This is a genomic window from Micromonospora sp. NPDC049204, assembly GCF_040647935.1.
Taxonomy (GTDB): Bacteria; Actinomycetota; Actinomycetes; order Mycobacteriales; family Micromonosporaceae; genus Micromonospora.
The window spans coordinates 419,139-445,808 of the sequence record NZ_JBEZDC010000003.1 but is presented as its reverse complement, the minus strand read 5'-3'; the positions used below and the strand labels follow the sequence as shown (position 1 = coordinate 445,808).

Below are 26,670 nucleotides of genomic sequence, written 5' to 3'. Positions count from 1 at the left end.
GCCGGTATGGTCCGGGCCTATGGGACAGGAAATGACTGATCCGGCCGACATCCGGCATGACGTCGACCAGTTCTCCTTACGGTGCCGCCTGCATGTCCCGAGTTCCGCCGAGCGCGCGTTCGCGGTCTTCACCGACGAGCTGACCGACTGGTGGGTCACCGAATACACCTGGTCCGGCCCGGACGCGCTGGCCGAGCTGGGCATGGAGCCGCGGGCTGGCGGCATGCTCTACGAGATCGGCCCGTACGGCTTCCGCTCCGACTGGGGTCGGGTGCTCACCTGGGACCCGCCGCGCCGGTTGGTCTTCGTCTGGCAGATCGGCCCCGACCGGGCGCCGGTGCCGGACCCGGCCCGCGCGAGCGAGGTCGAGGTGCTGTTCCACAGCGAGGGGCCGGAGCGCACCCGGGTCGAGCTGGAGCACCGACACTTCGACCGGCACGGCGAGGCTGCCGAGGGATATCGCGAGGCGCTCACGGCCGGCTGGCACGAGTTGCTCACCCGCTACGTCGCGACGGTGTCACGCCACCAGCCCACCACCCCCGCCTGACCGTCCGCGCCACCAGCCCACCACCCCCACGGCCATCGGGGACCGAGCCTTCACACGGCCTTCAGTGGCCGAGTTGCCGGGCCGGCGTGGTGGCGCCGCCGAGGTCCCGACCACCCAGGTCCGCGTGGCGACCGGCCTCCGCCCCCGACCCGAAGCCGGTGCCGCCCAACCTGCGTGGCGGTGCGGTGCGCAGTCGCGGGTACTGCTCGGCGAGCCGCCGCTGCACCCGGTCGGAGCGGTCGGCCAGCACCAGCGCCACCGACGGGACCCCCGACTCGCTGGCCGCCGCCGTTTCCGCCGCCCAGAGCCGGCCTCCGATCACCTCCGCGAAACCGGCCAGCCAGGATCGGCGGAAGGCGGCGGGATGATCGTCGGCCGGCACCGCGGTGGCGGCCAGGCCGTGCGCCGCCTGCACGAGCAGTGAGGTGAAGAGCAGGTCCACCCGTTCCAGATCACTGGCGAAGCCGAACAGGTGCAGCGCGAAGCCGTTGCCCTGCCGGCGTCGTACGCAGCGGCAGCGCAGTGGTTCGGCGACCGCGGCGAGCAGGCCGACCTTGTCGCGGGCGTAGGGGGCGACGATGTCCAGGACCCGGTCGCCGACCGGGTCGGTGGTCGGGTCACGGGCGGCGAGCAGCGCCCGGTCCACGCCGTAGCGGGCGATCAGCTCGGTCGCCTTGGCGGTGAACGCCTCCGCCTCGGCGGGTGTGCAGGCCGGGTCCTCGGCCTGGGCGAGCAGCTTACGCACCTTGCTCAGCATGGCCTCGGACATGACTAAGAGCTATCACACGGGTCGGATGCCACCGGGGCCGCACCACGATCAATCGATCGTTATCATCGTCACTGATCGATGATCAGTCCAATACGGACGGTCAGCCAACCGTTTCCGGAGGAACGCATGCCATCCCCAACCGCTCGACTGTTCGCCGTCGCCACGGCCACCGCACTGCTCTTCGCCGGCGCGCCCGCACAGGCCGAACCGACCGGATCGGTCGCACCTGTCACCGCCGGGCCGAACGCCTTCGCCCCGCTCGCCACCTGTTACGGCGGGGCGGTCCGGTCCTTCTTCCAGACCGGCCGCTACGGCGGCCAGGCCGGCCAGTTCCGCACCACGACCCGCTGTCGCGACATCAACGTCCGCAACGCGAGCGTGTACGCCACCGAGGCGTGCGTGATCTTCGTCGACAAGACCAGTGGCTGCAACTACTGGACCTACCTCCCGGCCAACTCGGACTGGACCACGGTGGCGACGAACGTCCGGGACGGGGTCAACTTCCAGGTCCGCTTCGAGAACCTGCGGTACGAGTACGAGCCGCTGATCGCCTACCACGCGTTCTGAGCGACCGTGCGGGCGCGGCGTCCGTTCCGCCGGACGTCGCGACCCCACGGCGGTCACCCGGCGCGGCTGCGCAGGGTGGCGATCGTCGAGCCGGCCAGGGTGAGCAGGCAGTCCGGGAGCAGCCCGTCGGCCGCCGCCGCACCGAACAGCGCCTCTCCGGTCGGTTCGTCCCGATTGGCGTACGCGCTGACGAAGCGGGCCACCCAGCGGGTGTCGTAGTCAGCCTGATCGATTCCCGGGAAGTCGAGCGCCGCCCCGCTGGCGGCTGGCGCGTCGCCGACCATCGTCGCGGCCAGGCACCAGGCCACCCCGTACGCGCCGCTCAGGCCGGCCCGGTCGACGACCGCGTCGAATGCTCCCACCACCGCGTCTCCATCTCCGGTCAGCGCCGAGCGGAGCACGGCGGTCGCGTCGTCGAACGTCTGCTGTGGTAGGTCCGTCACGCAGCGCACAGTAGGACTGGCGGTCAAGTGATCCCGACGACCGTCACTGTCCGTGTTCAACGCGAGCTACCTGCGCTTTACGCCACCTCCACGGTCCCGCCGATGGCCTCGGCACGCTAATGTGCGCAGCGGACCTTCGCCGGAGGAAGGACGACCATGTTCGTATCACGCCGCTCGCGGGTAGCCTCACTGGCTGCCTGCGCGACGATCCTGCTCGCCACAAGCGCTTGCGGGGATGACAAGGCCAAGGAGTCAAGCGCCCAACAGGTGCGCCTCTACGGCACGGACGGCAACATGCTCAACTCCTACCCAGCGGAGTTGAAGGAACGAGCGAGTCTGGTCGACGGAATGAAGGGCACCACGCCACTCGTACCGCTGCCCGAGGACTTCAAGAGTCGGCTGAAGACCGTCAATCCGGCGCTGACGGACTATGTGTACTCCGCCGAGACGTACGACGCGGTGGTCGTCGCCGTACTCGCCGCTCAGCTGGCCGGAAGCACCGACCCGGCTGCCATCGCGAAGCAGATCGTCGCCGTGACCAACGACGGGCAGCGCTGCGAGGACCCGGCGACGTGCCTCGCCATGGCCCGTAACGGGCAGGACGTCGAGTACCGCGGTGTCTCGCTGACGCGGGCGGGCTTCACCGACAAGGGTGAGCCGGCCACCGCGAGCTACGCGACCCTGACCTTCGACGGGCAGCAGATCAACGACGGCAAGACCGAGTTCGTCGGCGCGGGTATCGAATCGGCGGCGAGCACCAAGACGCCGCCGAAGCCGAAGAAGCAGCGGCCGACCGTGGACCCCGACCAGCAGCCGCTGATCCTGGGCGGCCTGCTGCCGAAGACCGGTGACCTGTCGATCGCCTACCCGCCGATGGCGGCCGGCGCCGCGCTGGCGATCCGCGAGATCAACGCCGCAGGTGGCGCACTGGGCAAGCCGGTGACGTGGGTGGACGGCGACGACGGCACCAACCCGGCGGTGGCCAAGGCGACGGTGGCCAGGCACGTGACCGAGGGCGTCAGCGTGATCATCGGCGCGGGCGGTTCGGGCATCTCCCGGGCGGTGCTGCCGGACGTGGTGCAGGCCGGGAAGATCCTCTTCTCCCCCTCCAACACCGACAGCAGCCTGACCGACGTGGACGACGGGGGCCTCTACTTCCGCACGGCGCCGCCGGACAGCCTCCAGGGTCGGGCGCTGGCCGACGTCATCCTCCGCGACGGATCGCAGAAGATCGTCATCGTCGCCCGCAAGGACTCCTACGGTGAGGGCCTGCAGGGCACCGTGCGTGACGAGCTGGACAAGGCCGGCATCACCAGCGACCGCCTCAAGCTGCTCACCTACGAGCCGCCCGCCGACGCCAAGGCTCCCCCGGTGGACTTCTCCGGCGGCGCCAAGGAGATCAAGGACTTCGGCGCGGACGCCGTACTGATCATCGGCTTCGGTGAGTCGGCCTCGGTGATCCGTTCGCTGGCCGACAGCGGAGTGCAGATCCGGCAGTAGCACCACCAGAGGCGAGAACGGCCGCACCGATGCGAGCGTCGGTGCGGCCGTTTCGTTTGCGGGAATCACCGCGGCCGACGGCGCTCCAGGAACTCGGTCATCCGCCGGTGCTTCTCCTCGTCCTCGAAGAGCACCGCCTGACTGACCAGGTCGAGGTGAGGGTGCGCGGCGGCCGGCGCGTCCACCGCCAGCTTGGTCAGCCGCAGCGCCAGCGGGGAGCCCAGGGCGATCTCGTCCAGCACCGCGTGCGCCACCGTGAGCAGCTCGTCGGGCTCGTCCACCACCTGGTTCACCAGGCCGATGCGCAGCGCCTCCGCGGCGTCCACCCGCCGGCCGGTGAAGAGCAGCTCCTTGGCCCGGCCCTCACCGATCAACGCCGGCAGCCGGTGAGTCGCGCCCGCGCCGGCCAGGATCCCCAACCGCACCTCCGGCTGACCGAAGACCGCGCGCGCCGTGCACACCCGCAGATCGCAGGCGTACGCCAGTTCGGCGCCACCGCCCAGCGCCGGGCCGTCGACGGCGGCCACCGTGGGCATCGGCAACGCCCGGATCCGCGCGAAGGCGGCGGAATTGATCGCGGCCAGGGCGTCCGTGCGACCCCGCTCCCGGAGCTGGGCGATGTCGGCGCCACCGGCGAAGATGCCCGCCGTCCCACCGGTGAGCAGCAGCAGCCGGGGCCGCGCTTCCAACTCGGCGCAGACCTGGTGCAGCTCGGCGATCAGGTCAGCGTCGATGGCGTTGCGCTTCTCCGGCCGATCCAGGGTCACCACCAGCCGGTCCGGCCGCTCCTCGATTCGCAGCCCGCTCGTCGCGCTCACTGCTTGACCCCGCCGTTCCACTCGTAGAAGCCGTGCCCCGACTTCTTGCCCAGCCGCCCCTCGTCCACCATCTCCACGAGCAGTGGCGGCGGCGCGAAGCGGTCCCCGTACGCGGCCTGGAGGGTGCGGGCGATGTCCAGCCGTACGTCGAGGCCGACCAGGTCGGTGAGCTCCAACGGGCCGATCGGGTGCCGGTAGCCGAGCACCATCGCCTTGTCGATGTCGGCGGGGCTGGCCACCCCGTCGGCGACCATCCGGATCGCCTCCAGCCCGAGGGTGACCCCGAGTCGGGAGGTGGCGAAGCCGGGCAGGTCGCGTACGACGACGGGGTCCTTGCCCAACCGGCCGGCGAGCGCGACGGCCGCGGCGGTGGTCTCCTCGGCGGTGGCCGGGCCGACCACGATCTCCAGGAGGGCCATGGCCCAGACCGGGTTGAAGAAGTGCAGGCCGAGGAAGCGCTCGGGCGCGTCCAACCCGGCGGCCAGGTCACCGATGGCGATGCTTGAGGTGTTGCTGGCCAGCAGTGCCGGGCGCAGCGCCGCGGCGTCGCGCAGCACCGCCCGCTTCAGGTCCAGCCGCTCCGGCACCGCCTCCACGATCACCTCGGGGGCCGGGGCGACCTCGGCGAGCGCCGGCCGCAGCGTGACCCGCTGCCGGTGCGTGGCGGCCTCGTCGGCGCTCAGCTTTCCGCGTTGCACGGCCCGTTCCCACAGCTCGGCGAGCCGGTTCTGCGCGGCCCTGCCCCGCTCCGGGTCCACCTCGACCAGTTCGACCGTGTGCCCGGCCCCGGCCGCCACGTACGCGATGCCGAGCCCCATCGTGCCGGCACCGACGACCACGAAACGTCCGCTCATCACGCCTCCCTGTCCCGCCGGCCGGCGCGCGGGGTCCCCGCCACACCGAGCTGGGTGTTTCGCCTGCTCCGCTCGCTCATGTTGCGACCCTAGACAGCTCGACGATCCGGCCCATGCTTGGGGGAGCGCGGGATCGGGTAATGACGGCCCGTCAATCGAGGGAAGGACCAGTCGACATGAGCCAGGCACCGGAGAGCGTCACCGACTCCGCGATCGTGGAGACCCGGGGCGACGAGCGGGTCGAGCTGCTGCGCGCGGACACCAACAACGACGGCAAGACCGATGTGTGGGTGGTGGACACCGACGGCGACGGCAAGGCCGACCTGTTCCAGTTCGACACCGACGGTGACGGCAAGGTGGACATCACCATGGTCGACATCGACGAGGACGGCCAACCGGACGAGGTGGTCGACGGCGACGGCGGCCTCCCGCCCGAGCAGCTCCCCCCGACCGTCCAGGTCTGAGCGGTACGACGGCCCCTGCGCCCGCCGGCGCAGGGGCCGTCGCTCATTCGGCGAGGCGCAGGGTGGCCAGGTAGTAGGGGGCGTCCCGATCATCCACGTCGGTCAGCCGCCAGCCGGTGCCGTGCACCAGCGCGGCGAACTCGTCGGCCGAACAAACCAGGTAGTCGAACCATTCGGTGCTCAGCTCGCGGTAGCGCAGCCGGAGCCGGAGTTGACCGCCGAGCCGGCCCCGCCGGCGGTTGCGCTCGTGGTAGCTGGTGTGCAGCGGGTCGCGGGTGCCGTACGGGTCGGTGCCGTGCGCGATGATCTGCGCACCCGGTCGGGCCAGCGCGGCGAGCGCGGCCAGGAACTCGGGAGCGCGCTCCCGCCCCTCGAACAGCCCGAGGTTGTTGCCGAGCAGCAGGAACGTGTCGTACCGCCGTCCGTCGGCGACGTGGGTGTCGACGGTGCCGTGCACCAGCCGTCGGACGCCACGACGCCGGCTGACCGCCAGCGCACCCGCGGAGGTGTCCAGCCCGGTGACCGGTACCCCGCGCTCCTGGAGCAGTAGCGCGATCCGGCCGGCGCCGGTGCCGATGTCCAGCGTCTCGCCGCGTACCCGGTCCACGGCCCGGTGGTCGTACGGCTGCCACTCCTGCGGCCCGTCCAGGTAGTGCGCGGCCGGGGCGCCGTTGATCAGACCGTCGTCCCGCTCGATGATCTCGATGACCGGCCGGGGTAGTCGGCCGCCGACAAGCGGTCGCGGACCCACCCCGGTGGCCACGGCAAGCGTGTCCCGCAGCAGTTCGCCGATCACGTCACCGATTTGAGGCTCGCCCGTCACGGCGTTCACGCTATCTGTCCACTCGGCGGCCGGTGGCGGCCGTATCCTGGCGGCGTGACGACGCTGGACCGGCTGTCCGCCGAGAAGTATCTGCTGCTCACGACCTTCCGCAAGGATGGTCGGGCGGTGCCGACCCCGGTCTGGGCGGTCCGCGACGGTGAGGCGCTGGCGGTCTGGACCGGAGCCGACTCGGGCAAGGTCAAACGGATCCGCAACAACGGCAAGGTGACCGTGGCGCCCTGTGACGTGCGGGGGCGTCCACACGGGGCGGAGGTGTCAGCTCACGCCACGATCTACGGCGGCGGTGACACCGGTCGGGTTCGTGATCTGCTCAAGCACAAGTACCGGCTGATCGGCCGGCTGAGCCTGCTGGGCAGCCGCTTGCGCCGCGGCGAGGGCGGCACGGTCGGCATCCGCCTGACGCTGACCGAGGACCCGCGCCGAGGGTGACGCCGGCCTCGGGCGGCGCTGAGGTCGGTCATACCTGGCCCCGGCCATGGAAAGGGGCGGTGGATCGAGATCCACCGCCCCTGACCGGAAAAACTGGAGCCGCTCAGTCGCCCTGCCGTTGCTGCGGGATCTGACCCTGCAGCAACGCCCTGACCTCCGACTCGCGGTATCGACGGTGGCCACCCAGAGTGCGGATGGCGCTGAGCTTGCCCGCCTTGGCCCACCGGGTCACCGTCTTCGGGTCGACACGGAACATCGACGCCACCTCGGCCGGCGTGAGTAGCGGCTCTGGTTCGTGCGTTCGCGATGCCATCGGTCACTCCTCCACATGTATAGACATCGGCCGGGGTCCCGCCGGCCGACGCGTCTCCCATGGTCCGGCTAGTCCCCGATGTCCGACATGGGCCGAACGGATGAAGGTCCCTAGACGGACGGATGAACCATGCCCGATTTTTACGACTTTTACACGGCAGAATCTATCTTAATGGGACTCATGATCACGGTTCGTGATGCGTCGACTACGAGCACACTTCACCTTGGGAGCGCTCCTACGGGCATTTGCCCTAGTTGCACCGCTCCAGCAGCTGCACCGCACGCCACCGGGCCACCAGTTTGTCGTACGCGGCGGACGCCTCCTCCGCCTCACCCCGCGACAGCCCCGCCAGGCCCTCGGCGACCAGCTCGGGCGAGTCGTCCGCCGCGAGAGTCTCGTCGGGAAGCAGGTCGACCAGGCCGCCGTAGTCCAGTTCGACCACCGACCGAGGATGGAACTCCTCCAGCCAACGAGCCGCCTCCTCCACCGCCTCGGTGATCGGCGCCTCGCCCACCGACTTGCGCAGGACGGACAGCGCCCGGGACGACCGACGGCGGGCCTTGGAGATCTCCGTGCGGTAGCGCAGCGCCCGGCGACCGGGCTGGGTGACCAGGTCCCGCTCGGCCGGCTCGAAGAGCACGAACCAGCGCAGCGGCACGCCCCACGTGGCGATCTGCTCGTGCACCCGGGGCACCCCGTGCTCCAGCACCCGGGCACCACTGCGCCAGTCGTCGATCACCGCCCTGGCCTGCCCGGCCAGCACCGGCGGCACGAAGGCGTCGGCGAGCACCGGGGGCACCCCGTCCCGGGCGCTGAGCGCCGCCTCAGCGACCCGGATCCGCAGGTTCCAGGGGCAGACCAGCAGACTGTCGTCCGTCTCCAGGACGTACGCCTCCTCCGGCAGGTCCGGCAGTCGGGTCCAGCCAGCGCCCAGCGCCTCGATCACCGCCGTCCGCTGCCGGCCGGGACCCTCGACCGGAGCCACCGCCCGCCCCTCGGAGACATAGCGACGCCAGTAGCTCTGCCGGTCTCGGTCGAAGGCGGTCAGCGGTTCGTACACGCGCAGGTAAGAAGCGAAGAGCGACGGCACGGCGCGATCCTCCCACGAACCGCACCCGTACGCGGTCAGCGGCCGGACCACGCGCGCCGCAACGTGGGACGGCGGCGGCGCGTCGAGCGCTCGCAGGGCGGCCGATACTAGGCTCGATCACACCGGCAGCATCCCGCCGGCGTCCACCAGGTCCGCGTCCCACAAGGGCGCACACCACTCCAGGAGCCAACAATGGGTGTATTCGCGAGCACCGACGACCCGGTATCGACAGGTCACGAACAGGTCGTGTTCTGCCAGGACAAGCAGAGCGGCCTGAAGGCGATCATCGGGATCTACTCCACCGCGCTGGGGCCGGCGCTCGGCGGCACCCGCTTCTACCCGTACGACAGCGAGGACGACGCCCTCGCCGACGTGCTCGACCTGTCGCGCGGGATGGCGTACAAGAACGCGCTCGCCGGGCTGGACCTGGGCGGCGGCAAGGCCGTCATCTGGGGTGACCCGGAGCAGATCAAGAGCGAGGCGCTGCTGCGCGCGTACGGACGCTTCGTGGAGTCGCTGGGCGGTCGCTACTACACCGCCTGTGACGTCGGCACGTACGTGGCGGACATGGACGTCGTGGCCCGGGAGACCCGCTACGTGACCGGGCGCAGCGTGGAGCACGGTGGTGCCGGCGACTCGTCGATCCTCACCGCCTGGGGTGTCTTCCAGGGCATGCGGGCGGCCGCCGAGCACGTCTGGGGCACTCCGAGCCTGCGGGGCCGCCGGGTCGGGGTGGCCGGGTTGGGCAAGGTCGGCAAGTACCTCACCGGGCACCTGCTCGAAGACGGCGCCGAGGTGGTCGCCACCGACGTCAACCCCAAGGCGCTGGCGTGGGTGCGTACCAACCACCCGCAGGTCACCCTTCTGGACGACGTCAGCGCGCTGGCCGCCGCGGACATCGACGTGTACGCGCCCTGTGCGCTGGGCGGCGCCCTGAACGACGAGAGCGTGCCGGCGCTGCGCGCCAAGGTGGTGGCCGGCGCGGCGAACAACCAGCTCGCCCACCCGGGCATCGAGAAGCTGCTCGCCGACCGGGGCATCCTCTACACCCCGGACTACGTCGTCAACGCGGGCGGCGTCATCCAGGTGGCCGACGAGATCGAGGGCTTCAACTTCGAGCGGGCGAAGCTGCGGGCGACCCGGATCTACGACACCACGCGCGAGATCCTGCGCCTGGCTGACGCCGAGGGCGTGCCGCCGGCGGTGGCCGCGGACCGGCTGGCGGAGCGGCGGATGGCGGACATCGGCCGGCTGCGCGGGATCCACCTGCGCTGAGCGTTCCCGGAGGCGGATCGACGGGATCCGCCTCCGGGCCTCCCTGGCCGGCTCGCCTGGGTAAGCTGACGTCGGGTCAACTTTGATGCGGTTTGTCCGGTGTCACGGGTGCTAACCGATCCGCTCCTTACCCGGTACACTGGGTGACGGCCGGATCGACGCGACGCGCAGAGCCGGCTGACGGTAACCCGAGGTGCCGAACGGTGGCATCCCCATGTACCGTAAGAGCCACGAGAGATGCCTGACGTCATCGGGGCCCGCCTTCGGGCTGCCCCGCATTCTGTGCGAGGGGGTCGAGCCATGGGGCGCGGCCGTGCTAAGGCCAAGCAGACGAAGGTGGCCCGGGAGTTGAAGTACCACTCCCCGAACACCGACCTCACCGCCTTGCAGCGCGAACTGGCGGGTGCTGGTAAGTCTGAGCACCACTTCGACGACAACTCGAAAGAGTCCGTCGACGACGATGATGAGGATCACGCGGACGACGACCCGGATCCCTGGGTCCGTCCGACCCGCTGACCTCTCGACGCAACTGAGCACGCGGTAAGTCCGCGTGCTCACGCACGTTCCGTGCAGGTGTAGTAGCCGACGATCAGGGGCCTGACCCGACCGGAGTGACTCCGGTCGCCCGACAGGCCCCCGATCGTGGCTCACCTCAGCGTGGGCGATTGTTCCAGTTGTAGAACGTCGGGATGTTCTCGAAGTGGTTCCAGGCGCAGACCGCGCTGGCGCCGTCGCTTCCCGAAACCTCGGAGCGCAGCCTCCGCGCGTCTTCGGCCTCCTGCAACAGCGCGACGAGCGCGGGACCCGCCTCCCGCACCCGTTCGGTGACGCCGTCGTCCGCTTCGCGCTCAGGGCGCCGGTGACTGGTGGTCTCGGGCATGCTCCAACACTCCCTCCAATAGGCGGATCTTGCTGTTGCGGCAGTGCTCGGTCTCCGTACCGTCAAAACGCCCCAGCTCGAAGTAACGGTTGGCGGCGTGGCCACCCCCGCAGAAACCGAAGTACGGGCAGGACACCCGGCAGGCCTCCACCCCGGCCAGGAACTCGCCGACCCACGGCGTCGCCGCGGCACCGGCGATGATCTCCGCCAGCGGGGTCCGCAGCACGTTGCCGCTGCTGAAGTCGCCGTAGCGAGGGTCGCTGAAGCCGGCCAACTCCGGGGACAGCACGATCACCGAGCCGTCGTGACCGATCGTCGGGATCGGGTCCAGGTGGCGGGGCAGCACCCCGTCCTCCGAGTTGTCGAGCACGGCCGCGGCGTAGCGCAGCGACCACTCGATCTCGCGCAGGTGGATCCGGGGATCCCGACGCCAGGCCGCGACCAACTCGGCCCAGAAGCCGGTCACCGCAGCCGGGTCGTGGCTGTTGTCGCGGGTGTTGACCCCCTCGGTCTCCTCGATGTTGACGCCCAACACGTCGCAACCCAGGTCGAGGAAGTAGTCGTACAGCTCGGTGGCGAGCCCCGGCTCCGGCCGGGACACCACCGCCAGCGCGGAGAACGGCAGGCCGTGCCGACGCAGCGCGTCGACGCCCCGCAGGATCCGGTCGTACGCCGGCTGGCCGCCCCGGTTGACCCGGTCACCGTTGCGCGACCGGGGACCGTCGACGCTCACGCTCACCCGCATTTCGTGCCTGGTGAAGAAGTCACACCAGTCGTCGTCGATCAGGGTGGCGTTGGTCTGCACGTGATGTTCGACGTCGGGCCCGAACGGTGCCATCAGGTCGGCCAGGTGCTCCCGGCCGGCCGCCAGCGGCTCACCGCCGTGCCAGACCACCGAGAACCGGCCCGCCGCCGCCCAGGGGTTGACCGCCGCCGCGACCGCCGCGGCCACCGTCACCGGCATCCGCCGGTCGGCAGCCCGAAACGGCAGATAGCAGTACGTGCAGTCGAGGTTGCAGAGGGTGGTCGGCTGCATGACGACGTACGACGGGACGGCCGCCAGACCGCGCATCCCGCTGAACGACTGTCCCCGAGCAGCCATCGCCCTCCTCCGCCTAGCCTGAGCCCTTCAGGCTAGGCGGCATTGGCCACTCGGGTGAAGCCCTGATCAGGTGCCCGTACGATCACCAGCGCGTGATCAGCCGCGGGTGTGCTGACCGACCATCTGCACGTTGCCGGTGCCCTCGATGATCTCGCCGGCCTGCCACGCCTCGACCCCACGGCCGGTGAGCGTGGCTAACGCGCGGTCAGCATCCTCCGCCGACACGATCGCGAACATGCCGACACCCATGTTGAAGGTCGACTCCATGTCGTGGTCGTCGATGCGACCCTTCGACTGGATCAGGTCGAAGATCGGCTGCGGCTTCCACGTGGACCGGTTGACCACCGCGTCGACGTGCTCCGGCAGCACCCGGACCAGGTTGCCGGGGATGCCGCCGCCGGTGATGTGGGACAGCGCCCGCACCTCCGCCTCGGCGATCAGCTTGAGGCAGTCCTTGGCGTAGATCTTGGTCGGGGTGAGCAGTTCCTCGCCGAGGGTCCGCTGCCGACCGAAGTCGTCGATCACGATGTCGAGTCGCATCCGGGCCGCACCGAGCAGCACGTGCCGGACCAGCGAGTAGCCGTTGGAGTGCAGGCCGGAGGAGCGCATGGCGATCACCGCGTCGCCCACCTCGACCCGCTCCGGGCTGAGGATGTCGGCTTCCTCGACCACGCCGACACCGGTCGCGGAGATGTCGTACTCGTCCGGGCGGAGCACGCCGGGGTGCTCGGCGGTCTCCCCGCCCAGCAGCGCGCAGCCGGCGTAGCGGCAACCGTCGGCGATGCCCGCGCCGATCTCGGCGACCTTGTCCGGCACGACCTCGCCGGTGGCGATGTAGTCGAGCAGGAACAGCGGCTCGGCACCACAGGCCACCAGGTCGTCGACGACCATCGCGACCAGGTCGATGCCGACGGTGTCGTGGATGTCCATCTGCTGGGCGATAACCAGTTTGGTGCCCACCCCGTCGGTGGAGGACGCCAGGATCGGGCTCTTGTACTTCTTCGTGTCCAGCCGGAACAGGCCGGCGAACCCACCGAGGTCACCCATCACCTCAGGGCGGCGGGTCTGGCGCACCTTCGACTTGAGCAGTTCCACCGCGCGGTCGCCCGCGTCGATGGAAACTCCGGCGTCGGCGTACGAAACCGAGCGTTTGCGGGCCTGCCGGCTGGTGCCGGCAGTCCAGGGCTGTCGGTCGCCGCCGGCGCCGGTCGGGCTGCTTCCTGCGCCGTTGCGCTCGGACACGTGCGTCACGGTTCTCCCCTTTGGTTCTCGGTGCCGCGCCGACGGTGGCCGGGCCGCGCCGGTTGGTGCTACGGGCGGTTTGCGGTAACGCCACCCGGAGTGGCGACGGACGAGCCGTTTGTGTGCGGGGCTTCCGGCGCCGAGTTCGTGACCCGTCGACCCACCCCTTCGAGCACGTGCTTGCCGATCAGGTTGCCGGCCGGCAACTCGATCGGGTACTCCCCATCGAAACATGCCCGACACAGCCGGGTCTTCGGCTGCTCGGTTGCGGCGATCAGGCCGGGAAGGGAAACGTAACCCAGCGTGTCGGCGCCGATGGAGCGCCGGATGCCGTCGTTGTCCAACCCGTTGGCCAGCAGCTCCGCCCGGGTGGCGAAGTCGATGCCGTAGAAGCACGGCCAACTGACGGGCGGGGAGGAGATCCGGACGTGCACCTCCAGCGCCCCCGCCTCACGCAGCATCCGGACGATGGCGCGCTGGGTGTTACCCCGGACGATCGAGTCATCCACGACCACCAGGCGCTTGCCCCGGACGTTCTCCCGCAGCGGGTTGAGCTTGAGGCGGATGCCGAGCTGACGCAGGGTCTGCGACGGCTGGATGAAGGTGCGACCCACGTACGGGTTCTTCATGAGGCCGGCGCCGTAGGTGATGCCGGACGCCTCCGCGTAGCCGATCGCGGCCGGGGTGCCGGACTCCGGCACCGGGATCACCAGGTCGGCCTCGACCGGGTGCTCCTTGGCCAACTGTCGACCGATCTGCACGCGGGCCGCGTGGACGTTGCGCCCGGCGATCGTGGCGTCCGGACGGGCGATGTAGACGTACTCGAAGAGGCAGCCCTTCGGCTCGGGCGCGGCGAACCGGGTGGAGCGCAGCCCGTTCTCGTCGATCGCGATCAGCTCGCCCGGCTCGACCTCACGGACCACACTCGCACCGACGATGTCCAGGGCGGCCGTCTCGCTGGCCACCACCCACCCGCGCTCCAGGCGGCCGAGCACCAGCGGGCGGACGCCGTGCGGATCGCGGGCCGCGTAGAGCGTCGACTCGTCCATGAAGACGAAGCTGAACGCGCCGCGCAGCTGCGGCAGCACCTCCAGGGCGGCCGCCTCGACCGACAGGTCCGGTCGGCCGGCGAGCAGCATCGTCACCAGGGAGGTGTCGTTCGTCGAACCGTCCGCGACGAGGCCGCGCTCGGCGACCTCCTTCTCCAACTCGGCGGTGTTGACCAGGTTGCCGTTGTGGGCCAGCGCGATGGTCGTACCGGAGGTGGTGGACCGGATCGTCGGCTGGGCGTTCTCCCAGTTGGACGCGCCGGTCGTGGAGTATCGGGCGTGCCCGATGGCCAGGTGGCCGCGCAGGCTCGCCAGGGTGGGCTCGTCGAAGACCTGGGCCACCAGGCCGAGGTCCTTGTAGACCACCACGCCGGAGCCATCGCTCACCGCGATGCCCGCCGCCTCCTGGCCGCGGTGTTGCAGGGCGTAGAGGCCGAAATAGGTCAGGTTGGCGACCTCTTCGCCGGGCGCCCAGACGCCGAAGACACCACAGGCGTCTTGGGGGCCAGGTCGTTGGGGGTCAAGGTCGTGGCTCAGCCGGCCGTCGCCTCGGGGCACCTACCGCTCCCTCATGCTGGTCTGGACCGGCTGGGCGGGATCACGGGCGGATCCACACTCGTCTGCCGGGACCACTCTCATCGCCTGACAGTGTACGCGAATCGCCATCGGCACAGATAGTCACGTTTCCCATGCTGAGCGTCACGGTGAGTAGGACATCAGACGATCAGAGGGGAAGATAGGCCGAGAGGTCCGCCCGGACGCCGCTCATCTGGACGCGACCCTCGGTGACCGCCTCCGCCCATCCGATCCGCCCGGTGGCCAACTCCAACCACGTGTCCGCAGCCATCTCGACCACGTTTGACGGGTTTCCCCTGGTGTGTCGAGGGCCGGGTACGCACTGGATCGCACCGTATGGTGGTACGCGCACCTCCACCGATCGGCCGGGGGCGCGCTCCGCGAGGATGGCCAACAACGACCGGACCGCCTCCCGGAACACCGGCCGTTCGGGTGTACGCCCCTCATCGAGCGCCGACAACGCGGCCGCAACGGCAGCGGACTTACTGTGCGGAGAGGACACGAAGGGACGATACGACCCGAAGGCCAGCCACCTGACGTTGGCCCTGGGTCGCGCCAATCCAGTTGGACAAGGCATAGTTGCCGACGGCGTATTCGAACCGTGATGATCCCCGGCCCGGCGCCCCGCCGGTCAGAGGGAAGTCAGCCCGGAAGGCGGTGGACGTGTCAACACACCGACGTGCCTGGAAGCAGCGGGCCGGTGTGGTCGTAGCGCTGGTTGCCGGCGCTCTGCTCGCCGTCCCCGCCACACCAGCAATGGCCGCCAAGATCAGCACAGCTGACAACTCGGCCACGATCGACGCGGGCAAGAGCAGCACCGTCAACGTGCTCGTCCGACCGGACCCGGACGAGAAGTCCGCGGACATCGACATCACCGACCTGCCCGACGGCGTCACCTGCGGGGGCTGCGGGCCGATCAACTTCGACTCGGCCGACCCGAAACCAGTGACGCTGACCCTGACGGCAGCGGGCGACGCGCCTGCGGCCAACGGCGCCTCGGCGAAGATCACGGTGTCGGGAGACGGTGGTTCCCGCACGCTCCGGGTCACCGTCAAGGCGGCCGCCGCGCCGCCGCCGCCGCAGACGCCGACCGTGCAGTCGGTCTCCGGCAAGGTGGTCGTCCAGGCCGACAGCAAGGCAGTGCCGAACGCGGTGGTCATGCTGCTGGACAGCACCGGCAAGCGCTTCGACACCACGAGCGACGGTAGCGGCAACTTCCGCTTCACCGGCACCACGGAGAAGCCGATCGCGCCGGGTCGGATCGACCTGGGTGCCACCTTCGACAACGTGCAGGCCCGCAAGACACTGACCGCCTCTGCCGGACAGGCCATCACCGGGCAACGGATCAGCCTCGCCATCAAGGTCGAGGGGACACCCACCCCCACGCCGTCCACCACCGCCGAGGTCACTCCCTCCGAGGAGCCGGCCGACGAGGGCGCGGGCGACCAGGCCGCCGACGACGCCAGCGCGGGCCCGCCGGCGAACGCCTCGAAGACCGAGGAAGGCGGCAACGGCGCGGGCTCGTACCTGATCATTCTGCTCGGTGGTCTGCTGGTGGCCGCCGGCGTGGGAACGATCGTCCTGCTCTGGATGAAGCGCAAGGAGAACGGCGGCGACGACGACGCCCCGGCTGCGGCTGGTGGCGGCGCTGTGGTGCCGCCGGCACGGGGCGGTTACCGCGGCCCCGACGACCAGGCCCGGATGGCCGGCGGCCGGCCCGTCGGCGGCGCGGACCCGACCATGGTCGGCGGTGCGGCGCTGAGCGAGGCACCGACGATGATGCACCGCCCGGTGGTCGACGACGTTCCACCGGACCCGTACGGCGCCCCGGCGCAGGCGTACGGCGGCGCGGGGCAGCAGGGGTGGGGCGGCGCCGGCTACGGCGACGAGGCCGCGCCCGGCGGGTACGGGGCCGGCGGCTACGGCAACGCTCCCGCGTCCGGTGGCGGCTACGGCTCCCCGGCAGGTGCCGAGGGCGGCTATGGCCCCGCTGACGGCTACGGTGCGGCACCGGGTTCTGGTGCTGGTTACGGCAACGCACCCGCCTCCGGTGGCGGCTACGGCAATGCTCCCGCGTCCGGTGGCGGCTACGGCAACGCGCCGGCTTCCGGCGGTGGCTACGGCAGTCGCGACTACCCGGCCCAGCCCGGGGGGACCGCCGCCTACTCGCCCGCTCCCGCAGGCGGAGCGGCCTACGGCGAGCGGTACGACGAGCCCACCGGCCGGTACACCGGCGACAGCACCCAGTACCCGGCACCGGCCGACCCGTATGCCACGGGCGTCTACCAGCCGGAGCAGGGGCAGGGGTACGGCCAGCCCGATCCGGCTCCGTACGGCGGCGGTCGGGCCGCCGAGCCGACCGGAAGGTACGGCGGCCAGCAGGCCGGCGGGTACGAGCCGGGCGGCTACGGCCAACCGGCCGGCGGCTACGACCAGGGCGGCAGCTACGGCCAGGAGCCCCCGCAGCAGCGCGGCGGCTACGACGACCGAGGCTACGAGCAGGGCGGCTACGGCCAACCGGCCGGCGGCTACGACCAGGGCGGCACCTACGGCCAGGAGCCCCCGCAGCAGCGCGGCGGCTACGACGACCGAGGCTACGAGCAGGGCGGCTACGGCCAACCGACCGCCGGGCGGCCCCGACCGGAGACCCCGCCCCCGACCGACCGGGGTGGCCGACGTCTCGACTGGCTGGACGACTGACCGAACACAGCGCACGGAAGCGGCCACCCGGATCTCCGGGTGGCCGTTTCGCATTCACGATCTACTCGTGGTCAAGAAAGTCGTGGTGTCCCGCCTGCCTGGACCCCGCGGCTTCCCTGCACGCGGAGTGATCACTCAGGTACACGCTCAGGCGGCGGCGAAGACACCCTGGTTGAGCACCGGCACGACGTCCGACACGCCGATCCGGACGGCGACGTTCACGTCCTCGGCGAAGCCGCCCTCGGTCAACTCCCGCCCGGACACGCTCCCCCGCACGGCGGCTGGCACATCCGGGGTGCTCGCCAGCGCGGCGAGTGCCATGGCGGCCTCCACGGACAGCCCGCCCGGTACGCCGGAGAGAGCGTCGAGCACCGAGGCGGCACCGAGTTGGTCCTCCACCGACGGGCGCAGCGACCCGTCCGGCCACCGTTCCCCGGAGGCGATCACGCCGATCGGAGCGTCCACGGTGCCGTACCCCTGGCGTCGTAGCCAACGCCCAACGGCCGGTGCGTTACGCAGGCACGCCGCGACCACCGGCAGGCCGGTGGCGCTGGCGGCGGCGCTGATCGCGGAGCCGTTCGGTGAGGGGAGCACCAGATCCGCCACCACCGGTGCGGTGCTCAGCGCGGCGGGCGAGAGCGACCACGGGTGTTCCGCGCTCACCTGCCGTCTTCCCACCGCCGCGACCGCGCCGACGCGCACCGCGTACTCGGCGGCCTGCTCACCCCAGGGGAACGGGTGCACCCGCATGCCCCGGGCGACCGCCACCTCCACGGCGGTGGTGAACGACAGCACGTCCACCACCACCAGCGCCGCGCAGACCCGGCCGAGCTCGGCCGCCCCGGTCAGCCCCCAGTCGAACCGGGCACCGGAGCCGGGTTGGCCGTAGACAGCGGCCGCCAACGCCTCAGCGCTCGTCAGGCGACGGTTCGGTGACACCGGTGTCAGACTCGGACGACCGGCCAGGCTGTGCCGGACCGATCGGCTCGACAGCGCCGGTCTCCGGGGACGGCCCCGAAGAGGCGATCGGCTCGGAGAGCACCTCAGCCGGGTCGATCCGCTCCGCCGGGGCGACCGGCAGTGGGACGGCCTCGACCGCGCCCGCCACGCCGGTGGCCGGCGCGGGCACCTCGACGGCCGCCGAACCCCCGAAGAGGCGCGGCAACGTCTCGGTGTGCGCCCGGCGCAGCTCGTCCAGCTCGATCCGGAACTGGCCGTGCACCTCAAGGGCGCCGCCGGTCGGGTCGGTGACACCGATCAGCTCGAACGGCACCCCCCGCTCGGCGCAGAGCGCCGCGAACGCCTTGTCGTGGCCGCGCGGCACCGACACCAGCGCCCGCGTGGCGGACTCGCTGAACAGGTAGACGAACGGCATCGAGCCCTCGGCGAACTGCTCCGGCACCGCGATGCGGGCACCGACGCCGCGGCGCAGGCAGGACTCGACCAGGCTCTGGGCGAGGCCGCCGTCGGAGAGGTCGTGCGCGGAGGCCAGGTGACCCACCCGGGCGGCCTCGGCCAGCAGGTCGGCCAGCGCCTTCTCCCGGAGAAGGTCGACCTGCGGCGGGATGCCGCCGAGGTGCTCGTGCGTCACCCAGGCCCACTCCGAGCCGGACAGCTCCACGTTCGTCTCGCCGAGCAGGTAGAGCTGGTCGTGGTCGCCACCGGGCCGCGGGACGAAGCCCATCGGCACCCGGTCGGCGACGTTGTCCAGCACACCCAGCACACCGACCACGGGGGTCGGGTGGATGGCCGCCGCGCCGGTCTGGTTGTAGAAGCTGACGTTGCCGCCGGTCACCGGGATGCCCAGCTCCAGGCAGCCGTCCGCGAGGCCGCGCACGGCCTCGGCGAACTGCCACATCACGCCCGGGTCCTCCGGGGAGCCGAAGTTGAGGCAGTTGGTCACGGCGATCGGCTTCGCGCCGGTCACCGCCACGTTCCGGTACGCCTCGGCCAGCGCCAGCTTGGTGCCGTGGTACGGGTCGAGCCTCGCGTACCGGCCGTTGCCGTCCACCGACAGCGCCACGCCGAGTCCGGTCCGCTCGTCGATCCGGATCACCCCGCCGTCCTCCGGCTGGGCGAGCACGGTGTTGCCCAGCACGTAGCGGTCGTACTGCTCGGTGACCCAGGTCTTGTCGGCCAGGTTCGGCGACGCGATCATGCGCAGCAGGGTCTCCCGCAGCGCCTCCGGGTCGGCCGGGCGGGGCAGCGTCTCGGCCCGGTCGGCCTGGAGCAGGATCAGGTCGGCCGGCTCACGCATCGGCCGGGCGTAGACCGGACCGTCGTCGACAAGCGATCCCGGTGGCACGTCGACGACCAGGTGGTCCTGCCAGGTGATCAGCAGTCGACCGGGGCGGCCGTCCGGCTCCGGTGCGGTGACCTCACCGATCGCGGTGGCGAGCACGCCCCACTTCTCGCAGGTCTTGAGCACCGCGTCCAGCTTGTCCGGCTCGACGACCAGCAGCATCCGCTCCTGCGACTCGCTGGCGAGGATCTCGTGCGGGTCCATCGAGGGCTCGCGCAGCGGCACCCGCTCCAGCCAGACCCGCATGCCGGTGCCGGCAGCGGCGGCGGTCTCGGTGAGCGCGCAGGTCAGCCCGGCACCGCCGAGGTCCTGGATGCCGACGACCAGTTGGCCGTCGTACAGCTCGAGGCACGCCTCGATCAGCAGCTTCTCGGTGAACGGGTCACCGACCTGCACGGCCGGCCGGCGTGCCTCGCTGCCCTCGTCGAAGGTGGCGCTGGCCAGCACCGAGACGCCGCCGATGCCGTCCCGGCCGGTCTTGGCGCCCATCAGGACGACAACGTTGCCCGGGCCGGCGGCAGCCTTGTTCTGCAACCGGTTGACCGGCAGCACACCCAGGCACAGCGCGTTGAGCAGGGGGTTGCCCTGGTAGGAGGGGTCGAAGACCAACTCGCCACCGATGTTGGGCAGGCCGAGGCAGTTGCCGTAGCCGCCGACACCGGCGACCACGCCGGTGAGCACCCGGGCGGTGTCCGGGTGGTCCGCGGCACCGAAGCGCAGCGGGTCCATCACCGCGACCGGGCGGGCGCCCATGGCGAGGATGTCCCGGACGATGCCGCCGACGCCGGTCGCCGCACCCTGGTACGGCTCGACGAAGCTCGGGTGGTTGTGCGACTCGACCTTGAAGGTCACCGCCAGCTCGTCGGAGACCTGCACGACACCGGCGTTCTCACCGATGCCGGCGAGCAGCCGGTCGCTGTGCACGGCCTGCTCGCCGAACTGGCGCAGGTGCACCTTGCTTGACTTGTAGGAGCAGTGCTCGCTCCACATGATCGAGTACATCGCCAGCTCGGACTGCGTGGGCCGGCGGCCGAGGATCTGCCGGATCCGGTCGTACTCGTCGTCGCGCAGACCAAGCTCGGTGTACGGCTGGAGCTCGCCCGGGGTGCCACCGGCGCGCGGCACGGTGTCCACGCCCTCGGTCCACACGGCGGTGTCCAGCGGGGCCGGAGCGGCGGGCTGCGCCGCGCTCGGCTCGGCCGACTGCGCCGGGGCGGAGTACGCCTCGGGCGTGTCGCGTACCGGGTCCGGATGGGTGGTCATGACCTCTCCTCGCTGCGCTCGTGCCCGCCAGACCGACGGTTGAGCAGACCGATGATCGTGTCGCCGGTCATGCCGGCGTCCCCACCAGGTGCTTGAGGGCCGACGTGAAGAAGCCGAGGCCGTCCAGCGAAGGACCGGTGAGCGCCTCCACCGCGTGCTCGGGGTGCGGCATGATGCCGACCACGTTGCCCGCGGCGTTGGTGATCGCGGCGATGTCGCGCTGCGACCCGTTGGGGTTGCCGCCGACGTACCGGGCGACCACCCGGCCCTCGGCTTCGAGCTGGTCCAGCGTCGCGGTGTCCGCGACGTAGCAGCCCTCGCCGTTCTTGACCGGGATGAGCACCTCCTGGCCGGGCTGGAACGCGTTGGTCCACGCGGTGCCGGCCGACTCGATGCGCAGGACCTGGTCCCGGTTGCGGAAGTGCAGGTGCTGGTTGCGGGTGAGCGCGCCGGGCAGCAGGTGCGCCTCGCACAGGATCTGGAAGCCGTTGCAGATGCCGAGCACCGGCAGACCGCCCTGGGCGGCGTCCACGATCGTCTCCATCACCGGGGCGAACCGGGCGATGGCGCCGCAGCGCAGGTAGTCGCCGTAGGAGAAGCCGCCGGGCAGCACCACCGCGTCCACCCCGTACAGACCCGGGTCACCGTGCCAGAGCCGGACCGGCTCGGCACCGGCGATCCGGACGGCCCGGGCCGCGTCCCCGTCGTCGAGCGAGCCGGGGAAGGTGACGACACCGACCCGGGCGGTCACGAGCGGGCGCCCGCGGTCTCGTCGGCCTCGACCAGGCGGATGGTGAAGTCTTCGATCACCGGGTTGGCAAGCAACTTGTCGGCAATCTCCCGAGCGCGGTCCAGGTCCGGTTCACCTGTGAACTCGATCTCGATCCGCCTGCCGATCCGAACCGAGGCGACGTCACCGACGCCGAGCCGGGGCAGCGCGTTTGCGACGGCCTGGCCCTGCGGATCGAGGATCTCGGGCTTGAGCATGACGTCGACGACGACGCGAGGCACTGGGCACTCCTGACTGTGTACGCAGTTGGGTGCCGACCCACAACGGGCGAGCGCAGCCAGCGTACCTGGCAGATATCGCCACGGGCGCACCGGCCGGGTGCAGTTCAGGCAGTGATCGACATTACCGACGCTCAGGATGACCCAGGGAGCGCGACAGGTGGCCCCACCAGGACATATACGGCGCTTTCGGTAGCCGAATCGTTACATTGATCAATCCCGATCAAAATCTTGATAACGGCAGCCCCGAGGCTTATCGTGCATCGATGTAAGTCGATGTAAGCATTGGTGGGAACCCCCGCTGTCGCCCTCCCGCACCCGGCGACCCCGGGTCCGCCCGTCCAAGGAGTCCACCCGATGCGCATCCGCCCCCTGCTCGCCGTCCTCAGCACCGCGCTGGTCGGTGCCCTCGGCGCCGCCTCCGGCGCGTCCGCCGCCCCGCCCGGCCCGCAACCCATCATCGGCGGCAACACCGTCGCGTCCGCGCCCTGGGCCGCCGCGGTGCTGAGCAACGGCTCGTTCACCTGCTCCGGCAGCGTCATCGCCGCGCAGTGGGTGCTCACCGCCCGCCACTGCATCAGCGGCACCATGTCGGTGCGGGTTGGCAGCGTCTACCGCGCCTCGGGCGGAGTCACCCGTACGGTGAGCGCCACCTACACCCGCAACGACCTCGCCCTCATGCGGCTCTCCAGCACAGTCAGCACGTCGACGGTCACCCTGGCCAGCAGCAACCCGCCCATCAACTCGACCAACTCGATCTACGGGTGGGGCATGACCTGCTACAGCGGCTGCTCCGCGTCCAGCCAGCTCAAGACCGCCACCGTGCGGGTGACCAGCAACAGCGTCACCGACGCGTACGGCGGGCAGGCGATCCGCAGCACGGAGATCAGCGGTAACGCCTGGCGGGGCGACTCCGGCGGCCCCCAGTTCTACAACGGCCAGCAGGTCGGCGTCGCCTCCACCGCCGACGGCTACAGCATCCAGAATTACGGCAGCGTTGCGTACAACCGGGCCTGGATCACCTCGGTGGCCGGTGTCTGACGGTTAACGCCACACGCGGCGCGGATGGTCGGCCCCGTGTCGGCCGTCCGCGCCGCGCTGTTTTGCAGCATCCGATCAGGTGAACAATGCGCCCGATCGGGTCAGGCCACTCCTGACAGCATCGGAACCGTGCTGGTCGTGACGACGGAGCAACTGCCCGGCTATGAGATCCGCCAGATTCTGGGCGAGGTCGTGTCCTCGATGGCCAGGACACGCAACCCGTACCGCGAGGGGGTCAAGAACCTGCGCGGCGGCGCGTACGACCCGATGGCCCCGGACAACCTGACCCGGTGGCGCACCGACTCGGTGTCCCGGCTCGGCGAGGAGGCCCTGCGGCTCGGCGCGAACGCGGTGATCGGCATGCGCTTCGACAGCCGCGACTGCGGCGAGATGTGGATGGAGATCTGCGCGTACGGAACGGCGGTGGTCGCCGTACCCAAGATGCCCGAGGTCATGCCGGCCGACCAGCCGGCGGTCGCCGCGGAGACCGCGGAGGTCGCGGGCTTCACGGAATCGCCAGGTGGCATCGCCGAACCGGCAAGCGCCCCCAACCTGAGATCGGCAGCAGAAACCGCAACCGGCGACTAACCCACCCCACCCCACCCACCCCACCCCGCCCGAACCCCACCCCGCCCCCACCCACCCGCATCCCGTCCGGTGATCAAGAGGTTTGCGTCAGGTAGGAGATCAAAGTTGACGTAAACCTCTTGATCACCGAGGCGGGGCGGGGGTGGGGGGCGGGTGGGGTGGGGTGGTGGCTGGGCGGGGTGGGGGTTAGAGGATGGGGGGTGGGGCGTAGGTTGCGGCGTTTGGGTGAGTTTGGACTACCTTGGTGATTCGACGGGTGATCGCTTCGACCTGGGCGGCGGCGGCGCCGACGAAGGCGGATCGGTCCGCGACCAGGGCGTCGATGTCGGTGCGGGACAGGCCGAGCCGGCCGTCGGCCGCCAACCTGTCGAACAGGTCGTTCTCCGGCGAGCCCTGTTCGCGCATGGCCAGGGCCACCGCGACCGAGTGCTCCTTGATCACCTCGTGGGCGACCTCCCGGCCGACACCCCGCCGGACCGCCGCCACCAGGATCTTCGTGGTGGCGAGGAACGGCAGGAACCGCTCCAACTCCCGGTTGATCACCGCCGGGTACGCGCCGAACTCGTCGAGCACGGTGAGGAACGTCTGGAACAACCCGTCGGCGGCGAAGAACGCGTCCGGCAGGGCCACCCGGCGGACCACCGAGCAGGACACGTCCCCCTCGTTCCACTGGTCACCGGCCAGCTCGCCGACCATCGACAGGTAACCCCGGATGATCACCGCGAAGCCGTTAACCCGCTCCGACGAGCGGGTGTTCATCTTGTGCGGCATCGCGCTGGAACCGACCTGACCCGGCTTGAAGCCCTCGGTGGCCAACTCCTGGCCGACCATCAACCGGATCGTGGTGGCCAGCGACGACGGCGCGGCGGCGGTCTGCGCCAGCGCGGCCAGCACGTCGAAGTCGAGCGAACGCGGGTAGACCTGCCCGACGCTGTCCAGCACCCGGGAGAAGCCCAGGTGCTCGGCGACCCGCCGTTCCAACTCGGCCACCTTGTCGGCGTCGCCGTCGAAGAGGTCAAGCTGGTCGGCGGCCGTACCGACCGGTCCCTTGATCCCCCGCAGCGGATAGCGGGCGATCAGGTCCTCCAACCGCTCGTACGCGATGAGCAGCTCCTCCGCCGCCGACGCGAAGCGCTTGCCCAGCGTGGTGGCCTGCGCCGCCACGTTGTGCGAACGGCCGGTCATGACCAGCTCGGAGTGCTCGTACGCCAGCCACGCCAACCGGGCGAGGGCGGCCACCACCCGGTCCCGGATCAGCTCCAGCGAGGCACGCACCTGAAGCTGCTCGACGTTCTCGGTGAGGTCCCGTGAGGTCATCCCCTTGTGCACGTGCTCGTGCCCGGCGAGCGCGCTGAACTCCTCGATCCGGGCCTTCACGTCGTGCCGGGTGACCCGCTCCCGCTCGGCGATCGAGGCGAGGTCGACCTGGTCGAGCACCCGCTCGTACGCCTCGACCACGCCGTCCGGCACGGCCACACCCAGGTCGCGCTGAGCGCGGAGCACGGCGAGCCAGAGCCGCCGCTCCATCCGGACCTTCTCCTCCGGAGACCAGAGGGCGACCAGTTCGGGCGAGGCGTACCGGTTGGCCAGCACGTTGGGGATCGTCGTCACGTACCTCATTGTCCCGCACCCGCCGACCGGCGCCTGGACCGGGCCGGGCTGTCCGGGCTGCTGCGCTCAGCGTTCCAGGATCGCGGTCACACCCTGGCCACCGGCCGCGCAGATGGAGATCAGCCCGCGTCCGCTGCCCTTCTCGGCAAGCAGCTTGGCCAGGGTCGCCACGATCCGCCCGCCGGTGGCGGCGAACGGGTGCCCGGCGGCCAGCGACGAGCCGTTGACGTTGAGCCGGTCGGTGTCGATCGCGCCCAGCGGCGCGTCCAGGCCGAGGCGGTCCTTGCAGAACTCCGGCGACTCCCAGGCGGCGAGGGTGGCCAGCACCTGCGAGGCGAACGCCTCGTGGATCTCGTAGTAGTCGAAGTCCTGCAACGTCAGCCCGGCGCGGGCCAGCATCCGGGGCACCGCGTAGGCGGGGGCCATCAGCAGCCCCTCGTCGCCGTGCACGAAGTCGACGGCTGCCGTCTCCGACCAGCTGAACCAGGCCAGCACCGGCAGGTTGTGCGCGGCCGCCCACTCCTCGCTGGCCAGTAGCACGGTGGAGGCGCCGTCGGTGAGCGGCGACGAGTTGCCGGCGGTCATGGTGGCGTGCTCGGCGTCCGGGCCGCGGGTGCCGAAGGCCGGCTTCAGCGAACCGAGCTTCTCCAGGCTGGTGTCGGGGCGAAGATTCGCATCGCGGGTCAGCCCCAGGTACGGCGTCATCAGGTCGTCGAAGAAGTTCCGGTCGTACGCGGCGGCCAGCCGTTGGTGTGAGCGCAGCGCCAGCTCGTCCTGGGATCGCCTGTCGATCTGCCAGCGCAGGGCGGTGCGGGCGGCGTGGTCGCCCATGGACAGGCCGGTGCGCGGTTCGGCGTTGCGCGGGATCTCCGGTTTGAACGGCTGGAGTGGCCGCAGCTTCGCCGCGACCTTGAGTCGTTCGCCCAGGGTGCGGGCGGAGTTGAGTTTGAGCAGGGTGCGGCGCATCTCCTCGTTGACCGCGAGCGGGGCGTCGGAGGTGGTGTCGACGCCGCCGGCGATGCCCACGTCGAGTTGGCCGAGGGCGATCTTGTTGGCGACCAGGATCGCCGCCTCCAGGCCGGTGCCGCAGGCCTGCTGGATGTCGTACGCCGGGGTGTGCGGGTCGAGCCGGGAACCGAGGACCACCTCGCGGGTGAGGTTGAAGTCGCGGGAGTGTTTGAGCACCGCGCCGGTCACCACCTCGCCGACGCGCTGCCCGGCCAGCCCGTACCTGGCGATCAGGCCGTCCAGCGCGGCACCGAGCAGGTCCGAGTTGGACGCGTCGGCGTAGCGGGAGTTGGATCGGGCGAAGGGGATGCGGTTGCCCCCGATGACCGCGACCCGCCGGATGCTTTGCACGATCCGCCTCCTCGACCTGTGTTGCTCGAACCCTAC

General features: G+C 70.9%; 28 protein-coding genes. 10 read left to right on the top strand and 18 right to left on the bottom strand.

Translation table 11 applies throughout. The features are described 5' to 3' along the window. The first annotated feature begins 19 nt into the window (after window positions 1–19). Window positions 20–547 (top strand): SRPBCC family protein, encoded by a 528-nt coding sequence (locus AB0A90_RS08180; RefSeq protein ID WP_357243588.1) that lies wholly within the window; start codon window positions 20–22, stop codon window positions 545–547. Between the two features lie 61 nt (window positions 548–608). Here the strand turns inward: AB0A90_RS08180 and AB0A90_RS08175 are convergent, their stop codons facing one another. Beyond that, entirely contained in the window at window positions 609–1,316 is a 708-nt protein-coding gene (locus tag AB0A90_RS08175) for a DUF2786 domain-containing protein (protein ID WP_357243585.1), read from the bottom strand. A gap of 126 nt (window positions 1,317–1,442) precedes the next feature. Between AB0A90_RS08175 and AB0A90_RS08170 the strand changes: the two genes are divergently transcribed. After that, window positions 1,443–1,883: a hypothetical protein gene (locus AB0A90_RS08170; RefSeq protein ID WP_357243582.1), complete on the top strand. Its 441-nt coding sequence runs from the start codon at window positions 1,443–1,445 to the stop codon at window positions 1,881–1,883. A gap of 53 nt (window positions 1,884–1,936) precedes the next feature. Here the strand turns inward: AB0A90_RS08170 and AB0A90_RS08165 are convergent, their stop codons facing one another. Beyond that, the gene (locus AB0A90_RS08165; RefSeq protein ID WP_357243579.1) at window positions 1,937–2,326 is read right to left on the bottom strand and encodes a hypothetical protein; all 390 of its coding nucleotides are present in this window, start codon (window positions 2,324–2,326) and stop codon (window positions 1,937–1,939) included. A gap of 156 nt (window positions 2,327–2,482) precedes the next feature. On the opposite strand from AB0A90_RS08165, the gene AB0A90_RS08160 reads away from it, so the two are divergent. Next, the gene (locus AB0A90_RS08160) at window positions 2,483–3,826 is read left to right on the top strand and encodes an ABC transporter substrate-binding protein (RefSeq protein WP_357243576.1); all 1,344 of its coding nucleotides are present in this window, start codon (window positions 2,483–2,485) and stop codon (window positions 3,824–3,826) included. A gap of 65 nt (window positions 3,827–3,891) precedes the next feature. Here the strand turns inward: AB0A90_RS08160 and AB0A90_RS08155 are convergent, their stop codons facing one another. Continuing rightward, a complete protein-coding gene (locus tag AB0A90_RS08155; protein ID WP_357243573.1) occupies window positions 3,892–4,644 on the bottom strand; it encodes an enoyl-CoA hydratase/isomerase family protein in 753 nt (250 codons plus the stop codon). Beyond that, a complete protein-coding gene (locus tag AB0A90_RS08150; RefSeq protein WP_357243569.1) occupies window positions 4,641–5,498 on the bottom strand; it encodes a 3-hydroxyacyl-CoA dehydrogenase family protein in 858 nt (285 codons plus the stop codon). The genes AB0A90_RS08155 and AB0A90_RS08150 overlap by 4 nt, the downstream gene beginning before the upstream one ends. Before the next feature lie 176 nt (window positions 5,499–5,674). Between AB0A90_RS08150 and AB0A90_RS08145 the strand changes: the two genes are divergently transcribed. After that, entirely contained in the window at window positions 5,675–5,962 is a 288-nt protein-coding gene (locus AB0A90_RS08145; protein ID WP_357243566.1) for a hypothetical protein, read from the top strand. A 43-nt stretch (window positions 5,963–6,005) separates the two neighbouring features. Here the strand turns inward: AB0A90_RS08145 and AB0A90_RS08140 are convergent, their stop codons facing one another. After that, the gene (locus tag AB0A90_RS08140; protein WP_357243563.1) at window positions 6,006–6,785 is read right to left on the bottom strand and encodes a class I SAM-dependent methyltransferase; all 780 of its coding nucleotides are present in this window, start codon (window positions 6,783–6,785) and stop codon (window positions 6,006–6,008) included. 54 nt (window positions 6,786–6,839) lie between these two features. Between AB0A90_RS08140 and AB0A90_RS08135 the strand changes: the two genes are divergently transcribed. Continuing rightward, the gene (locus AB0A90_RS08135; protein WP_357243560.1) at window positions 6,840–7,235 is read left to right on the top strand and encodes a PPOX class F420-dependent oxidoreductase; all 396 of its coding nucleotides are present in this window, start codon (window positions 6,840–6,842) and stop codon (window positions 7,233–7,235) included. A 103-nt stretch (window positions 7,236–7,338) separates the two neighbouring features. Here AB0A90_RS08135 and AB0A90_RS08130 read toward each other — a convergent pair whose 3' ends face one another. Both AB0A90_RS08130 and AB0A90_RS08125 read right to left on the bottom strand, forming a co-directional pair. Continuing rightward, window positions 7,339–7,548 carry a BldC family transcriptional regulator gene (locus tag AB0A90_RS08130; protein WP_007073996.1) on the bottom strand — a complete coding sequence of 70 codons (210 nt, stop codon included), beginning with the start codon at window positions 7,546–7,548 and terminating at the stop codon, window positions 7,339–7,341. 250 nt (window positions 7,549–7,798) lie between these two features. Further along, window positions 7,799–8,638, bottom strand: a complete 840-nt coding sequence (locus AB0A90_RS08125) for a hypothetical protein (RefSeq protein WP_357243557.1) — start codon at window positions 8,636–8,638, stop codon at window positions 7,799–7,801. A 192-nt stretch (window positions 8,639–8,830) separates the two neighbouring features. Here AB0A90_RS08125 and AB0A90_RS08120 point away from each other — a divergent pair, with 192 nt between their 5' ends. Beyond that, window positions 8,831–9,913: a Glu/Leu/Phe/Val dehydrogenase gene (locus tag AB0A90_RS08120; RefSeq protein ID WP_357243554.1), complete on the top strand. Its 1,083-nt coding sequence runs from the start codon at window positions 8,831–8,833 to the stop codon at window positions 9,911–9,913. A 300-nt stretch (window positions 9,914–10,213) separates the two neighbouring features. Next, complete coding sequence (locus AB0A90_RS08115) at window positions 10,214–10,429, top strand: DUF3073 domain-containing protein (protein WP_357243551.1); 216 nt, start codon at window positions 10,214–10,216, stop codon at window positions 10,427–10,429. A 136-nt stretch (window positions 10,430–10,565) separates the two neighbouring features. On the opposite strand, the gene amcA is transcribed toward AB0A90_RS08115, so the two are convergent. From amcA to AB0A90_RS08090, 5 genes are all read right to left on the bottom strand, one after another. Continuing rightward, complete coding sequence (amcA, locus tag AB0A90_RS08110; RefSeq protein ID WP_357243548.1) at window positions 10,566–10,793, bottom strand: multiple cyclophane-containing RiPP AmcA; 228 nt, start codon at window positions 10,791–10,793, stop codon at window positions 10,566–10,568. Beyond that, window positions 10,762–11,865, bottom strand: a complete 1,104-nt coding sequence (amcB, locus tag AB0A90_RS08105; RefSeq protein ID WP_357244092.1) for a cyclophane-forming radical SAM peptide maturase AmcB — start codon at window positions 11,863–11,865, stop codon at window positions 10,762–10,764. Before amcB ends, amcA begins: the two co-directional genes overlap by 32 nt. Before the next feature lie 126 nt (window positions 11,866–11,991). Beyond that, a complete protein-coding gene (purM, locus tag AB0A90_RS08100) occupies window positions 11,992–13,146 on the bottom strand; it encodes a phosphoribosylformylglycinamidine cyclo-ligase (RefSeq protein WP_357243545.1) in 1,155 nt (384 codons plus the stop codon). A gap of 59 nt (window positions 13,147–13,205) precedes the next feature. Further along, window positions 13,206–14,744: an amidophosphoribosyltransferase gene (gene purF, locus AB0A90_RS08095; protein WP_357243542.1), complete on the bottom strand. Its 1,539-nt coding sequence runs from the start codon at window positions 14,742–14,744 to the stop codon at window positions 13,206–13,208. A 166-nt stretch (window positions 14,745–14,910) separates the two neighbouring features. Further along, window positions 14,911–15,264 carry a sterol carrier family protein gene (locus AB0A90_RS08090; protein WP_357243539.1) on the bottom strand — a complete coding sequence of 118 codons (354 nt, stop codon included), beginning with the start codon at window positions 15,262–15,264 and terminating at the stop codon, window positions 14,911–14,913. A 161-nt stretch (window positions 15,265–15,425) separates the two neighbouring features. Between AB0A90_RS08090 and AB0A90_RS08085 the strand changes: the two genes are divergently transcribed. Further along, entirely contained in the window at window positions 15,426–17,462 is a 2,037-nt protein-coding gene (locus tag AB0A90_RS08085; RefSeq protein WP_357243536.1) for a hypothetical protein, read from the top strand. Between the two features lie 147 nt (window positions 17,463–17,609). Here the strand turns inward: AB0A90_RS08085 and AB0A90_RS08080 are convergent, their stop codons facing one another. From AB0A90_RS08080 to purS, 4 genes are all read right to left on the bottom strand, one after another. Then, window positions 17,610–18,365, bottom strand: a complete 756-nt coding sequence (locus tag AB0A90_RS08080; protein WP_357244089.1) for a 2-phosphosulfolactate phosphatase — start codon at window positions 18,363–18,365, stop codon at window positions 17,610–17,612. A 4-nt stretch (window positions 18,366–18,369) separates the two neighbouring features. Beyond that, the gene (gene purL, locus AB0A90_RS08075; RefSeq protein WP_357243533.1) at window positions 18,370–21,027 is read right to left on the bottom strand and encodes a phosphoribosylformylglycinamidine synthase subunit PurL; all 2,658 of its coding nucleotides are present in this window, start codon (window positions 21,025–21,027) and stop codon (window positions 18,370–18,372) included. Window positions 21,028–21,094: 67 nt separating this feature from the next. After that, entirely contained in the window at window positions 21,095–21,778 is a 684-nt protein-coding gene (gene purQ, locus AB0A90_RS08070) for a phosphoribosylformylglycinamidine synthase subunit PurQ (protein ID WP_357243530.1), read from the bottom strand. Continuing rightward, on the bottom strand, window positions 21,775–22,038 hold the full coding sequence (purS, locus tag AB0A90_RS08065; RefSeq protein WP_357243527.1) for a phosphoribosylformylglycinamidine synthase subunit PurS: 264 nt from the start codon (window positions 22,036–22,038) through the stop codon (window positions 21,775–21,777). The genes purQ and purS overlap by 4 nt, the downstream gene beginning before the upstream one ends. 354 nt (window positions 22,039–22,392) lie before the next feature. Here purS and AB0A90_RS08060 point away from each other — a divergent pair, with 354 nt between their 5' ends. Both AB0A90_RS08060 and AB0A90_RS08055 read left to right on the top strand, forming a co-directional pair. After that, window positions 22,393–23,076 carry a trypsin-like serine protease gene (locus AB0A90_RS08060; RefSeq protein ID WP_357243524.1) on the top strand — a complete coding sequence of 228 codons (684 nt, stop codon included), beginning with the start codon at window positions 22,393–22,395 and terminating at the stop codon, window positions 23,074–23,076. A gap of 24 nt (window positions 23,077–23,100) precedes the next feature. Continuing rightward, window positions 23,101–23,664 carry a YbjQ family protein gene (locus tag AB0A90_RS08055; protein WP_357243521.1) on the top strand — a complete coding sequence of 188 codons (564 nt, stop codon included), beginning with the start codon at window positions 23,101–23,103 and terminating at the stop codon, window positions 23,662–23,664. A gap of 186 nt (window positions 23,665–23,850) precedes the next feature. Here the strand turns inward: AB0A90_RS08055 and purB are convergent, their stop codons facing one another. Further along, window positions 23,851–25,275, bottom strand: coding sequence for an adenylosuccinate lyase (gene purB / locus AB0A90_RS08050; RefSeq protein WP_357243518.1), 1,425 nt, complete (start codon window positions 25,273–25,275; stop codon window positions 23,851–23,853). A 66-nt stretch (window positions 25,276–25,341) separates the two neighbouring features. Further along, on the bottom strand, window positions 25,342–26,634 hold the full coding sequence (locus AB0A90_RS08045; protein WP_357243515.1) for an acetyl-CoA C-acetyltransferase: 1,293 nt from the start codon (window positions 26,632–26,634) through the stop codon (window positions 25,342–25,344). Window positions 26,635–26,670 lie beyond the last annotated feature (36 nt).